This is a genomic window from Streptomyces sp. NPDC002734 (assembly GCF_040295685.1).
Lineage (GTDB): Bacteria > Actinomycetota > Actinomycetes > Streptomycetales > Streptomycetaceae > Streptomyces.
Window position 1 is genome coordinate 99735 of record NZ_JBEOVU010000015.1, and the last position, 13637, is coordinate 113371.

The 13637-nt window shown below is 74.0% G+C and carries 11 protein-coding genes and 1 pseudogene; 3 read left to right on the forward strand and 9 right to left on the reverse strand.

What is annotated here, in order from left to right:
- The first annotated feature begins 278 nt into the window (after positions 1-278).
- Positions 279-1901 carry a protein kinase domain-containing protein gene (locus tag ABT026_RS15800; protein ID WP_351114984.1) on the forward strand — a complete coding sequence of 541 codons (1623 nt, stop codon included), beginning with the start codon at positions 279-281 and terminating at the stop codon, positions 1899-1901.
- 109 nt (positions 1902-2010) lie between these two features.
- Here ABT026_RS15800 and ABT026_RS15805 read toward each other — a convergent pair whose 3' ends face one another.
- A complete protein-coding gene (locus tag ABT026_RS15805; protein ID WP_351114985.1) occupies positions 2011-2538 on the reverse strand; it encodes a bacterial proteasome activator family protein in 528 nt (175 codons plus the stop codon).
- A gap of 234 nt (positions 2539-2772) precedes the next feature.
- Between ABT026_RS15805 and ABT026_RS15810 the strand changes: the two genes are divergently transcribed.
- Positions 2773-3435, forward strand: coding sequence for a hypothetical protein (locus ABT026_RS15810; RefSeq protein WP_351114986.1), 663 nt, complete (start codon positions 2773-2775; stop codon positions 3433-3435).
- Positions 3436-3530: 95 nt separating this feature from the next.
- Here ABT026_RS15810 and ABT026_RS15815 read toward each other — a convergent pair whose 3' ends face one another.
- From ABT026_RS15815 to pdhA, 7 genes are all read right to left on the reverse strand, one after another.
- Positions 3531-4523, reverse strand: a complete 993-nt coding sequence (locus ABT026_RS15815) for an NAD(P)H-quinone oxidoreductase (RefSeq protein WP_351114987.1) — start codon at positions 4521-4523, stop codon at positions 3531-3533.
- 147 nt (positions 4524-4670) lie between these two features.
- Positions 4671-5798 (reverse strand): potassium channel family protein, encoded by a 1128-nt coding sequence (locus ABT026_RS15820; protein ID WP_351114989.1) that lies wholly within the window; start codon positions 5796-5798, stop codon positions 4671-4673.
- Positions 5795-7225 (reverse strand): molybdopterin molybdotransferase MoeA, encoded by a 1431-nt coding sequence (locus ABT026_RS15825; RefSeq protein WP_351114990.1) that lies wholly within the window; start codon positions 7223-7225, stop codon positions 5795-5797. The genes ABT026_RS15820 and ABT026_RS15825 overlap by 4 nt, the downstream gene beginning before the upstream one ends.
- Positions 7222-8379 (reverse strand): DUF6457 domain-containing protein, encoded by a 1158-nt coding sequence (locus ABT026_RS15830; protein WP_502967988.1) that lies wholly within the window; start codon positions 8377-8379, stop codon positions 7222-7224. The genes ABT026_RS15825 and ABT026_RS15830 overlap by 4 nt, the downstream gene beginning before the upstream one ends.
- Positions 8380-8404: 25 nt before the next feature.
- Positions 8405-9916 (reverse strand): dihydrolipoamide acetyltransferase family protein, encoded by a 1512-nt coding sequence (locus ABT026_RS15835; protein ID WP_351114991.1) that lies wholly within the window; start codon positions 9914-9916, stop codon positions 8405-8407.
- On the reverse strand, positions 9916-10953 hold the full coding sequence (locus tag ABT026_RS15840) for an alpha-ketoacid dehydrogenase subunit beta (RefSeq protein WP_351114992.1): 1038 nt from the start codon (positions 10951-10953) through the stop codon (positions 9916-9918). Before ABT026_RS15840 ends, ABT026_RS15835 begins: the two co-directional genes overlap by 1 nt.
- Entirely contained in the window at positions 10950-12107 is a 1158-nt protein-coding gene (pdhA, locus tag ABT026_RS15845) for a pyruvate dehydrogenase (acetyl-transferring) E1 component subunit alpha (protein WP_351114993.1), read from the reverse strand. The genes ABT026_RS15840 and pdhA overlap by 4 nt, the downstream gene beginning before the upstream one ends.
- A gap of 172 nt (positions 12108-12279) precedes the next feature.
- Between pdhA and ABT026_RS15850 the strand changes: the two are divergent.
- Positions 12280-12792, forward strand: a pseudogene (locus tag ABT026_RS15850) (Lrp/AsnC family transcriptional regulator); the annotation flags it as partial.
- Positions 12793-13038: 246 nt separating this feature from the next.
- Here the strand turns inward: ABT026_RS15850 and ABT026_RS15855 are convergent.
- Complete coding sequence (locus ABT026_RS15855) at positions 13039-13623, reverse strand: TetR/AcrR family transcriptional regulator (protein ID WP_351114995.1); 585 nt, start codon at positions 13621-13623, stop codon at positions 13039-13041.
- Positions 13624-13637 lie beyond the last annotated feature (14 nt).

A 13637-nucleotide genomic window follows, 5' to 3' on the forward strand; every position in this document is an offset into this window, starting at 1 on the left:
GTCGAGGAGTGACCCCGCCGGCTCCAGCCGGGGACGGACCGGTCATCAAACCCCGTGGGCGGCCTGGCGTGCAAATTCCCGGTTACCGGCCCGGAGATCGAGTAACGCTTCCGCGACGCTTCCTTCGCGTACGGTCACGGAACGGGCACCACGCTTGACGTGTCTGTGCCCTACGGCAGACTTGGCCGGTAAAGACACGGTCGATCACGGTCGACACCCACTAGCGGGAGGGCCCCGGCCGCTGCCGCCGTGCCGGATCCGATGGGGGACGCACACAGATGAGCCAGGACGGCGCACAAGGACAGGGCCGGTTCACGGGTCAGTCGCTCGCGGGCGGCCGCTACCAGCTCCGCGACCTCCTCGGCCAGGGTGGCATGGCCTCGGTGCACCTCGCCTACGACTCGGTGCTGGACCGGCAGGTGGCCGTCAAGACGCTGCACACCGAGCTGGGCCGCGAGCAGGCCTTCCGCGAGCGCTTCCGCCGCGAGGCGCAGTCCGTCGCCAAGCTGGCCCACACCAACATCGTCTCGGTGTTCGACACCGGCGAGGACGTCCTCGGCGAGCTGACCACGCCCTACATCGTCATGGAGTACGTCGAGGGCCGTCCGCTCGGCTCCGTGCTCCAGGCCGACATCGACCAGCAGGGCGCCATGCCCGCCGACAAGGCGCTGAAGATCACCGCCGACGTCCTGGCGGCCCTGGAGATCAGCCACGAGGAAGGGCTGGTCCACCGCGACATCAAGCCCGGCAACGTGATGATCACCAAGCGCGGCGTGGTCAAGGTCATGGACTTCGGCATCGCCCGCGCCATGCAGTCCGGCGTCACCTCCATGACGCAGACCGGCATGGTGGTCGGCACTCCGCAGTACCTGTCGCCCGAGCAGGCGCTGGGCCGCGGCGTGGACGCCCGCTCGGACCTCTACTCGGTCGGCATCATGCTCTTCCAGCTGGTGACCGGCCGGCTGCCGTTCGACGCGGACTCCCCCCTGGCCATCGCGTACGCGCACGTCCAGGAGGAGCCGGTCGCCCCGTCGTCGATCAACCGCTCGCTGCCCCCGGCGGTGGACGCGCTGGTCGCCCGGGCCCTGCGGAAGAATCCGAACGAGCGCTTCCCCAGCGCCGTCGCCATGCGCGACGAGTGCCTGCGGGTGATGCAGTCGCTTCAGCAGGTCGCCCCCAGCATCGTCCCCGGCACCCAGAGCCAGAGCGGCTCGGGAGTCGGCTCGGCGGTCTTCCCGCCGGTGGGCCAGCAGACGCCGCCCCCGGCGGACGTGCACATGCCCTACCAGCCGCAGACGCCCACGCCCGGCCCGTACGCGACCCCGCAGGCGGGCTACGGCTACCCGCACTCCGGCGGCTACCAGCAGCCCCACCCGGGCTACCAGACCCCGATGCCCTCCGGCCCGGGCTACTCCACCGGCCCCACGGCCGCGCCGACCCCGGCGCCCGCGAGCGGGGGCGGGAAGAACCGGGGCGTGCTGATCGGCGCCGTGGCCGCCGTCCTGGTGGCCGGCGGCGTGGTCGCCGCGCTGTGGCTCCCGGGGAACGACGAGAAGACGACCACCGGCGGCGGGGGCCCGTCGGCCTCCGCGTCCGCCGATCCGGCCGACGACTACAAGGGGCCGGAGAAGGAGAAGACGATCGACCCCGCGGAGTGCAGCGAGCCGGACGAGGCCTACGACGACGAGACCAAGATCGTCATGCCGGACTTCCGGTACAAGTACTGGCCCTCCGTGCAGAAGTGCCTTCAGGACGGCGGCTGGCACTACGACCCCAAGGACGTCTCCGACGCCACGTGGGGTGAGGACATGGTCGTCCGCCAGTTCCCCGCGCCGGGCACCAACGTCGACGAGGACGACGTCAACGTCGAGCTGGAGATCTCGACCGGTCGCTCCCAGTAAGGGCGTGCCGGCCGCCCCGAAGTGACACGGGAACGGGCCCGGAGCGGCGCACAAGGCGCTGCTCCGGGCCCGTTCGTCGGGGCGGTCGGTCGGACGTGGCCGACCGGGGTCACAGGTAAGGACCGCCGGAGCGGACGCCCGGGTGCTGCTCGCCGTCCGAACCCGGCGGCAGCGCACGGCGCATCTGCTCCAGCTGGGCCCGCGCGGCCATCTGCTGCGCGAAGAGCGTGGTCTGGATCCCGTGGAAGAGCCCTTCCAGCCAGCCCACCAGCTGGGCCTGGGCGATCCGCAGTTCCGCGTCGCTCGGCGTGCCCTCGTCGGTGAACGGCAGCGAGAGCCGCTCCAGCTCGTTGACCAGCTCCGGGGCCAGCCCGTCCTCCAGCTCCTTCACCGAGCTGGCGTGGATCTCCTTCAGGCGCACCCGGCTCGCCTCGTCGAGGGGAGCGGCGCGCACCTCCTCCAGCAGCTGCTTGATCATGCTGCCGATCCGCATGACCTTCGCAGGCTGCTCCACCTGCTCCGTCACGGGGGTCTCACGGGACTCGTCGTCCCCGCCGCCGCCGAGTGCCATGCCGTCCTGGCCCACGACCAGGATCTGCGGGTTCTCGGGCGAGCTCTCGTTTCTCGGCATCTCCATACCGCCATTGTCTCGCACCTGTTGTCCCCACACGATCAATACCGTCCTTGCCTGAAGAGTCTGCTGATCCACCGTCCGGATGTCCCGGGGTGCCGCGGTCAGGGCCGCGTGTGAGGCTGGGACCGTCGCTTCCGGGCTCCGACCCAGCAGGGGGGCATCGGTATGGCCACCCAAGGCCGACGGGCACTCGCGTCCGCACTGCTCCTGCCCGGGCTCCTCACTCCCATGCCCGCCGTGGCCGCCGTCGTGACGGCCGCGTCGCCGGGCGCTCCGGCGCCGAGCGCCACCTCGCCCTCGCGGGCGGGCAGCGTGGTGGGCGACGGGCAGGAGCGACCGGGCCGCAGCACGTCCCCGACACCGTCCGCCGCCCCGACCTCGCTCCCGCCGGGACCCACCCGTTCGGCCTCCCCGTCGGGGGCGGTCCCGGGACCGTCCGTCTCCGCGGGGGTGCCGCTCCCGCCCGGCGTCACCGCGTCGCCGGGGGCCACCGCGTCGCACGACCGCCCGAGCGGGGCGGCCACCCGACGCGGCCGTCCGCCGCATCCGCCCGGACCGGCCACCCGCCCGGGGGACCGGGCGGAGCCGCCCGACGCTCCCGAGGAGCCGGCGCCGGAGGAGTCCGCTTCCCTCGGCCCCGTCCCCGCACCCTCCTGGTGGGTCCCCGGGCCGTCCGCCTCCCTCGGCGCCGTGGTTCCCGGCGTCACGCCACCGGGCCCGGGTCCCACGCCGCCCGCCCTGGTCCCGCCGGACGCCGCCGACTCCGGTCCCTCCGGCGACCAGGCCGGAGCCCGCACCGGATCCGGCACGCGCAGCACGGCCCCGCTCGGCGTCGGCCTCATCCTCACCGGCCTCGCCCTGGCCCTGACCTTCCAGGCCCTCCGCCTGCGCCAGTCATGAGCCGTGGACGCGTGGACCGCCGGCCCGCGGACCGGTGGCCTGCGGACCGGTGATCCTCGGACCGGTGATTCGTGGACCGGTGATTCGTGGACCGGTCACGCGGTCGCGGCGGGGGCGAGGAGGAGGACCTTGCCGATGTGGTCGCTGGACTCCAGGACCCGGTGGCCGTCCCCCGCCTCGGCGAGCGGGACGGCCCGGTCGACCACCGGCCGCACGTGCCCGTCGGCCACCAGCGGCCACACGTGCTCCCGCACCGCCGCCACGATCGCCGCCTTCTCGCTCAGCGGCCGCGCCCGCAACGAGGTCGCACTGACCGCCGCGCGCTTGTTGAGCAGCGTCGCGATGTTCAGCTCGCCCTTGATCCCGCCCTGCATCCCGATGATCGCCAGGCGCCCGTTGACCGCCAGCGCCCGCACGTTGCGGTCGAGGTACTTGGCCCCCATGTTGTCGAGGATGACGTCCGCCCCGGCGCCGTCCGTGGCCTTGGCGATCTCCTCGACGAAGTCCTGCTCGCGGTAGTTGATCAGGATGTCCGCGCCGAGCTCCGCGCAGCGGTCCAGCTTCTCCCGGGTGCCCGCGGTCACCGCCACCTTCGCGCCGACCGCCTTGGCCAGCTGGATCGCCATCGTGCCGATGCCGCTGGACCCGCCGTGCACCAGCAGGGTCTCGCCCGGACGCAGACCGGCGACCATGAAGACGTTCGACCAGACCGTGCACGTCACCTCGGGGAGCGCCGCCGCGTCCCGCAGCGACAGCCCCTCCGGCACCGGCAGCAGCTGCCCGGCCGGGACGGCCACCTTCTCGGCGTAACCGCCGCCGGACAGCAGCGCGCACACCTCGTCACCGACGCTCCACCCGGTCACTCCCGGGCCGAGGGCGGCGATCCGGCCGGAGCACTCCAGCCCGGGGTAGGGGGACGCCCCCGGCGGCGGGTCGTAGAACCCCTGCCGCTGGAGCAGGTCGGCGCGGTTGACCGCCGCCGCCACCACCTCGACCAGGACCTCGCCCTCTCCGGGCACCGGGTCCGGCACCTCGGCCCACACCAGCGCCTCGGGTCCGCCCGCCTCGGGAATCGTGATCGCATACATGCGAACGACGCTACTCCCTCACCGGACGAAGCCCCAGGCATGCCACCGGCCGCACGGCCTCCGGGGTGAGGGCGGGGGCGAGGACGGGGCCGACGGAGCCAATGGAGCTGGCGGAGCCGACGGGGCCGGCGGAGCCTCGGGCGACCGTCACGGGCGGTCGATGGTCCCCGCCTGCCGGTCCGGGTGCGGCAACGGCCGCATGTCCGGCGCGACCTGACGTGCCTGCGAGGACCGCACGATGCAGATCACCCGGTCCGCCATCTGCAGCGTGCCGAGCGTGGCGTCGTCGAACCCGAGGACCCGGTGACCGCGCACCACGCTGATCACCATGTCGTCCAGCTCGCGCGGCTTCTTGCCCACCTCGGCCTTTATGACCGGTCGTTCGGCGATGTCGAGTCCGCTGCCCTGCTGGATGAGGTCCTCCATCACCATGCCGGCGGCCGGGCTCAGCACCGACAGGCCCAGCAGACGACCCGCGGCGCTCGCACTGGTGATGACCGCGTCCGCGCCCGACTGCCTCAGCAGTGGCGCGTTCTCCTCCTCGCGGACCGCCGCCACGATCTTTGCGCCCCGGTTCAGCTGACGGGCCGTCAGCGTGACCAGCACCGCGGTGTCGTCGCGCTGGGTGGCGATGATGATCTGGCGCGCACGCTGCGCCTCGGCGCGCAGCAGCACGTCGCTACGGGTGGCGTCGCCCACCACGCCCGCGTACCCCTCGGCGGCGGCGGAGTCGATCGCCTTGGCACTGGGGTCGACCACCACGATCTGCTCCGCGGGGACACCCGAGGCGCAGACCGTCTGCAGGGCCGAGCGGCCCTTGGTGCCGAAGCCGACAACGACGGTGTGGTCCCGCAAGGTGTGCCTCCAGCGGTTCAGGCGCAGTTCTTCCCGCGTGCGCTCGGTGAGCGCCTCGAGGGTGGTGCCGACGAGGATGATCAGGAACACCACGCGCAGGGGCGTGATGACGAGGATGTTGGTCAACCGGGCGCTGTCGCTGGCCGGGGTGACGTCGCCGTAGCCCGTGGTGGAGAGGGTCACGGTCGCGTAGTAGAAGCTGTCGAGCAGGTCGAGTCCGCCGCCGGCGTTGTCGTTGTAGCCGTCGCGGTCCAGGTAGACCACGAAGGCGGTCGCCACCAGCACGGCCAGGGCCATCAGCAGACGCTTGCCGACCTGGCGGAGGGGGTGCGGCACCTCCTTCTGCGGCAGCTTCACCCGGTAGGTGACCAGACGTTCGCCCGCCTGTCGGGCGATGGCGTCCTGTCCCGGCAGTTTCACGTGAAACACACTCCAGTTCCGGCGAGCGTCCAGGGGAGGTCCAGGAGCTCGCTTTCGTCTCCCGGCCGCAATCCGCCAGGCGGGATCACGGCGAGGGCGTCGGCCGCCGCCATGCCGCGGAGCATGGCGGGGCCGTTGTAGTGCAGCGGATGGGCCCGGTCCGCGCGCAGCACCACCGGCACCAGCCGGGTGTCGTGCGGATGCCCCTGGACTCCTTCGGCCAGCGGCAGGGCGTAGGGCTCCGGCGCCGGATGCTCACCCAGGGCACGCAGCAACGGCTGGGCGAGCGTCAGCAGGCCGGAGACGGCGGCCAGCGGATTGCCCGGCAGACCGACGAGGTGGCGCCCGTCCTGCAACCGGGCCAGCAGCATGGGGTGACCCGGGCGGACCTGAACGCCGTCGACCAGGAGGTCGGCGCCGGTCGCGTGCAGGATCGGGTGGACGTGGTCGACCGGGCCGGCCGCGGTGCCGCCGGTGGTGACGATCAGGTCCGCCTCGCTGTCGACGACCGCGCGGCGCAGCGCCTCGGCGTCGTCACCCAGCCGGCGGACGGCGGTGACCTCGGCGCCGAGGACCCGCAGCCACGGCGGAAGCATGGGGCCGAGGGCGTCCCGGATCAGCCCGTCACGCGGCCGCCCCTCGGTGAGGAGTTCGTCGCCCAGGACCAGGATCTCGACGCACGGCCGGGAGGCGACGGTGAGCGTGTCGTACCCCGCCGCGGCAGCCAGGCCGAGGACCGGCGGGGTGACGGGCGTCCCGGCGGGCAGCAACTGGTCCCCCGAGCGGCACTCCTGGCCGCGGAGGCGGATGTCCTGGCCGTGCCCCGTCTCGCGCTGGGCGTGCAGGCGGCCGGCCTGGTCGAGACGGCCGTGCTCGCTCCGCAGCACCGCCGTGGTGTCGCGGGGCACCCGGGCGCCGGTGGCGATGGGGGCGGCCTCGCCGTCGGGCAACGGCGCGGGCTCGGTGTCACCGGCCAGGACGTGGGTCTCCCGCACCTGCCAGGGGCCGGGGCCGGCCACGGCCCAGCCGTCCATCGCGGAGGTGTCGAACGGCGGCAGGTCGGTCAGCGCGGTGAGCGGAACGGCCAGCACCAGGCCCAGTGCGGCGTCGAGCGGCACCTGCACGGGCATGCGGGAGCGGCGGCGCGCGGCACGGGCGGCGTGACCCGCCCGGTCGGCGACCGCACGCGCCTGCCGCCAGGGCAGGCCGATGTGCCGGTGACCGGTCCCGGCCTCCGACGGCTTCGAGGCCTCCGCCGGGGGACGGCCCGGGGCGGGCACGCCGGAGGTCCTGCCCTCGTTGACGAGGGTCAGTGCGTCGTGGACGCCGAGGTCGTCGAAGCCGCCCGGGCCGCCGAGACCGTCACGACCGTCGGCGGAACCGCCGTCGACGGGCAGGCGGCCCACCGGGTCTCCTGGATCGGTCATCCGGCGTCCGCGGGCGTCGCGTCGTCCGCAGCGGTGCCGGGCGCGGTGCCGGACGTGCTGCCCGGCGCGGTGCCGGACGTGCTGCCGGGCGCGGTGCCGGAAGGGGCGTCCGAGGCGGTTCCCTTCGCGGCGGCGGCCTCGTCGGCCCAGCGCAGGGCCAGGGCGACGGCCTTGCGGGTGGCCTCGGCGACCGCTTCGGGACCGCCGCCCGCACGACCGGCCGCATAACCCACCAGGAACGTGGTCAGCGGCGCCGCGGGGCGGGCGACACCGTGCGCCGCGTCACGGGCGAGGTCGAGGAGCAGAGTCTTGTCGACGTCCAGGTCGATGCCCAGCTCGTCCTTGGCTGCGGTGATCCATTCATCCAACACGTGCTCATGCTCCCTGATACGTGCGCGGGCGGCGTCGATGTCGTCCCAGGTGTCGCAGTCGAAGGACGCGGCGGGGTCGCTGATGAGTGTGACCCGAAGCGCTCCGGTCAGTCGTCGCAGGGGCAGCCCGGAGAGGCCGCCGTTCTCCTCGGCGACCGCGGCGAGCACGCTCCGCAGCGGCTCGGCACGGTAGGCGGCCACCAACGGCTGCCGCCGCCCCTCCCCGTCCACCACCAGCACGGCATCACACCCGGCCTCACCGTCGGCCGGCTCGGCAGAGTGGGCAGGTCCAGCGGCCGTGGCCCCGGTGTACGCGGCGGCAGCGTGGGCGGCGACAGCCTCCACGGCGTCGGCGGCGGTACCCGTGGCGGAAACGGCCCCGCCGGTACGGGCGGCGGCGGACGCGGGGGCGGTCAGCGTGTGCACGAGGCGGTGGACGGTGGCGGCGTCGAGGAAGGGAAGGTCGGCGCTGAGGACCACCACGACGTCGGCGGTGGTGAGCTCCAGGCCCGCCGCCAGCGCGGCCACCGGCCCGCCGCCGGGCGGAGACTCCCGCGCCCACCGCACCGGCCGCGCCGTGGACCGGGGGTCGGCCACGACGACGGTGCGCCCGGCGTCGGCACAGGCGGCCAGGACCCGGTCGAGCAGGGCCCTGCCACCCACCCGCACACCCGGCTTGTCGGCGCCGCCCAGCCGGCGGGCGGCACCGCCGGCGAGCACCACGGCGTCGAAGCCGTGGTGTCCGTCGCCCCGCGCGGCGGGGGAGCTGCTGTGGTCGATCACCCCCCGAGTATGGAGGGCGCCGCGATCACAGGGAACGCAGGAGCACCGCCGGCTGCTCGACGCAGTCGGCCACGTACCGCAGGAAACCGCCCGCGGTCCCGCCGTCGCAGACCCGGTGGTCGAAGGTCAGCGACAGCTGCGTCACCTGACGCACCGCCAACTCGCCCTGGTGCACCCAGGGCTTCGGGGTGATGCGCCCCACACCGAGCATGGCCGCCTCGGGGTGGTTGAGGATCGGGGTCGAACCGTCGACGCCGAACACCCCGTAGTTGTTCAGGGTGAAGGTCGAGCCGGAGAGCTCGGCGGGCCGCAGCCCGCCGGACCGCGCCGACTCGGTGAGCCGCGAGAACTCCCCGGCCAGCGACTCCGCGTCCCGCCGGTGGGCGTCGCGCACCACGGGCACCACCAGCCCCCGTGGGGTCTGCGCGGCGAAGCCGATGTGCACCTCCCCGAACCGCACGATCTCCCGCGCCGCGGTGTCGACCGTGGCGTTGAGCTCCGGGAAGCGGTCGAGGGCGGCGACGCAGATCCTCGCCAGCAGGGCGATCAGCGAGATCTTCGGCCCCGGCCCGGCGTTCATCGCCGCTCGGGCGTTCAGCAGCTCCGTCGCGTCGGCGTCCACCCAGCAGGTGGCGTCCGGTATCTCGCTCCGGCTCCGGGTGAACTTGTCGGCCGCCGCGCCGAGCAGCCCCCGCAGCGGGATCCGCGTCACACCGGCGTCGGCCGCCACGGGTGCGTCGACCGGGCGCAGCGGAGACACGGTGGCCTGGTGGTCCTGGGTCTGCTCGCGGGACGCCGCGGCGCGCAGCGCGTACTCGACGTCGGCGCGCAGGATCAGGCCCTCCGGGCCGGAACCGGTGATGTCCCGCAGATCCAGGCCGTTGTCCCGGGCGAGGCGGCGCACCAGCGGGGAGATGACCGGGACCGGACCGTCCTGCGCGGACGCGGCGCCCACGCCGCCCGGGGACCGCCCCGCCCGGGCGGGAGCGGCCGTGCCGTTCACGGAGACCGGCGCGGAAGCCGCAGCGGCCTCCGCCGGGGCGGACGGCGCCTCGGCCGCCCGCGCACCGGCCGGCTGCGCCGGTGCGGACTCCGACGGCTGCCGCGGCCTGCCGCGGACCGGGGTCGGCGGGGGGACCCGGCGACGACGGGCCGGCGGCGCCGAGGTGCCGTAGCCGACCAGCACGTTCCCGGAGCCCTCCGCGCCCTCGACGGCCGTGCCGTTCACCGTGCCGGCCGCCGTGCCGGAGACGGCGGCGCCGGCCTCGCCCAGGGACAGGTCGCCCGGGACCGCGCCCACCGCGACCGTGATCAGCGGGGCGCCCACCGGAAGGGACCCCCCTTCCTCGCCGTACCGCGCGGTGACGACCCCGCCGTACGGGCAGGGCACCTCCACCATCGCCTTGGCCGTCTCGACCTCGACGACGGGCTGGTCGACGGCGACCACGTCGCCGACCTCGACCATCCACTGCACGATCTGGGCCTCGGTCAGCCCTTCGCCCAGGTCCGGCAGCTTGAACTCGAATACCTCGGCCATCAGTCGCCCGCCTCCCACTGCAGCCGTCCCACCGCGTCCAGGATCCTGTCCACGCCGGGCAGGTGATGCCGCTCCGCCATCGGCGGAGGATACGGGATGTCGAATCCGGCGACCCGGAGAACGGGTGCCTCCAGATGGTGGAAGCACCGCTCGGTGATCCGGGCGGCGATCTCCCCGCCGGGTCCGCCGAAGCCGCCCGACTCGTGCACCACGACCGCGCGGCCGGTGCGCCGCACCTCGGCGCAGACCGTCTCGTCGTCGAACGGCACCAGCGACCGCAGGTCGACCACGCCCAGGTCCCAGCCCTCCGCCCTGGCCGCCTCCGCCGCCTCCAGGCAGACCGGCAGCGACGGGCCGTAGGTGATCAGCGTGGCGCTGCGCCCGCTCCGGCGGACCACCGCCCGGCCTATCGGCTCGACCGGGGCCGGGTCCTGAGGGTCCCAGGCGTCCTTGCCCCAGTAGAGCCGCTTGGGCTCGAGGAAGACCACCGGGTCGTCGGAGGCGATGGCCTGCCGCAGCATGCCGTAGGCGTCGGCCACCGTGGCCGGCGTGACCACGTGCAGACCGGGCGTCGCCATGTAGTACGCCTCGGAGGAGTCGCTGTGGTGCTCCACACCGCCGATGCCGCCGCCGTACGGGACGCGCACGGTGATCGGCAGGGGCATCGCGCCCCGGGTGCGGTTGCGCATCTTCGCGACGTGCGAGATCAGCTGCTCGAAGGCCGGATAGGCGAAGGCGTCGAACTGCATCTCTACCACCGGCCGCAGCCCGTACATGGCCATGCCGACGGCGGTGCCGAGGATGCCCGCCTCGGCGAGCGGGGTGTCGGTGCACCGGTGGTCGCCGAACTCGGCCGCGAGGCCGTCGGTTATCCGGAAGACGCCGCCCAGGGTGCCCACGTCCTCGCCGAGGACGTGGACGGACGGGTCCTCGGCCATGGAGTCCCGCAGGGCCCGGTTGATCGCCTGCGCCATGGTGGTCTGCTTGACCGCCACGGCGCTGTCGACGGCGGTACCAAGGGAGGTGCCGGTGGTCATCGGGCCGTGCCTTCCTGCTTCGGGTGCGCCTCGGCCTCCAGCTCGGCCCGCAGCATCTCCTGCTGCTCCCGCAGCTGGGGCGTGGGCTCGGCGTAGACGTGCGCGAAGAGTTCCATGGGGTCGATCTCGGGGTCCTGGTTCATCCGGGCCCGCAGGTCGGCGGCCATCGCCTCGGCGTCCTCACGGACGGCGCCGATCGCGTCCTCGTCCAGCACGCCGCGCGCGGTCAGTTCCCGCTCGAGGAGCAGCACCGGGTCGTGGTCGCGCCACGCGTCCACCTCGGCGGACTCGCGGTAGCGGGTGGCGTCGTCGGCGTTGGTGTGGGCGTCCAGGCGGTAGGTGATCGCCTCCACCAGCACCGGGCCGTTGCCCTCCCGGGCGTGCCGGACGGCCTCGCTCAGGACCTGGTGCACGGCGACGGCGTCGTTCCCGTCCACCAGCCGGCCCGGTATGCCGTACCCGACGGCCTTGTGGGCCAGGGAGGGGGCGGCCGACTGCTTGGCCAGCGGGACGGAGATGGCGAAGCCGTTGTTCTGCACCAGGAAGACGACGGGGGCCTGCCAGACGGCGGCGAAGTTGAGCGCCTCGTGGAAGTCGCCCTCGCTGGTGCCGCCGTCGCCGATCATGGCGAGGGCCACCACGTCGTCTCCCTTGAGACGGGCGGCGTGGGCCAGCCCGACCGCGTGCGGCAGCTGGGTGGCCAGCGGGGTGCTCAGCGGGGCGACCCGGTGGGCGTAGGGGTCGTAGCCGGTGTGCCGGTCGCCGCGCAGCAGGGTCAGCGCCTCCACCGGGTCGACGCCCCGGCCGACCACGGCGAGGGTGTCCCGGTAGCTGGGGAAGAGCCAGTCCTGGTCGGCGAGGACCATGGCGGCGGCCACCTCGCAGGCCTCCTGGCCGGTGCTGGACGGGTAGACGGCGAGGCGGCCCTGCTTGGTCAGCGCGGTGGCCTGGGCGTTGTAGCGGCGTCCGCGCACCACCTCGGCGTACAGGCGGCGCAGCAGGCCGGGATCGGCCGCGGCGGCCTCGTCGGCGGCAGGCGTCCCCAGGACGCGGTAGGGCTCGGCGTCGGGCAGCAGGGGCGCGGGGTCCGTGCGCGGCTGCCAGGCGGGCGGCGGGGCGGGGCGGTAGGTGTCCCGCTGCTCCATCACCGTCATGACGGCACCTCCTCGTGGGAGTGGCTACGAGGACGCCGGGTGTGACGCACCTCACCTACCGATTGTTCGGTCGTTGGCGAATTTTGGCTACAGGCGGCGTCAGCCTGTGGACAAACGGTTCTCCACAGCCTGAGATGGAGGCACGGTGTCCAGGGGAGGGAGGCGGGGAAGCATGCGACCTGAACAAATGGCCGACGGCCCGGAGAAGGGTGCCGTGCCGACGCCCGCCGGCGCCCGTCCGCTGCCGCCTCCCAGGGTGCTGGACGCCATCGACCAGGACATCCTCGGAATGCTCCAGAAGGACGGCCGCGCGTCCATCCGGTCGGTGGCCGAGCGGGTGCACGTCTCCCGGGCCAACGCCTACGCGCGGATCAACCGGCTGATCGAGGACGGGGTGATCCGCGGCTTCGGCGCCCGGATCGACCACGAGCGGGCGGGCCAGGGCACCTCCGCCTACATCACCCTGAAGATCGTCCAGAATTCCTGGCGCACGGTGCGCGAACGGCTGAGAGCGCTGCCGGGGGCCTCGCACCTGGCACTGGTCGGAGGCGACTTCGACGTGCTGATGCTGGTGCACGCACCCGACAACCGGGCGCTGCGCGAACTGGTGCTGACCCGGCTGCACTCCATGCCGGAGGTGCTCTCCACCCGGACCCTGCTGGTCTTCGAGGTCGAGGACATCGAATCCCCCGACGGCACGGCCGGCACGGACGGCCCGAGGCGCGCGGAGGCCCCGGACATCCCCAAGAGCCGGGGCGTCCCGGGCAACTCCGGCGCCACGGGCAGCCCGGTCTGAGCCACGTCCGCCACCGGGCTCCCGGTCTGAGCCGCGTCCGCCACCGGGGCTCCCGGTCTGAGCCGCGTCCGCCACCGGGGCTCCCCGAGCCGGTCCGCCGGCCGCCGAGCGGCGGTGGGGCCCGGGGGCCCGCCGTCAGCCCCGCAGGCCCGTGAGGACCAGCTGGACCACCGCGTCGGCGATCTCGCGGCGCGCGCCCGTGCCGCCGTCGGGGCGGTACCACTCGACGATCGAGTTGATCATGCCGAAGACCAGGCGGGTGGCCAGCCGCACCTCGATGTCGCCCCGCACCTCACCCTCCGCCACGGCGTTCTTCAGCAGGTCGGCGACCCGGTGGTCGAACTCGCGGCGCCGCTCCAGCGCCCACCGCTCGGTGCCGGTGTTGCCGCGCACCCGCAGCAGCAGCGTCACGTAGGGCAGCTCCGCGATCAGCACCTCGACCATCCGCCGCACCACGTACTCCAGGCGGCCGGCCGCGCCGCCCTCCTTGGCCTGCGGCTCGTCGAGGATGCCGAAGAGACCCTCGAGCGCCCGGCTCACCGCACGCCGGAGCAGCTCCTCCTTGCCGGAGACGTGGTGGTAGATGGACGACTTGGAGATCCCGGCCGCCTTGGCCAGGTGCTCCATCGACGTGCCGTCGTACCCGCGCTCGTTGAAGACCTGGACGGCCACCTGCAGCAGCGAGTCCGGCGTGTAGGTGTCACGCTTGGGCGTGGTCATGGCGGTGGCTCCCC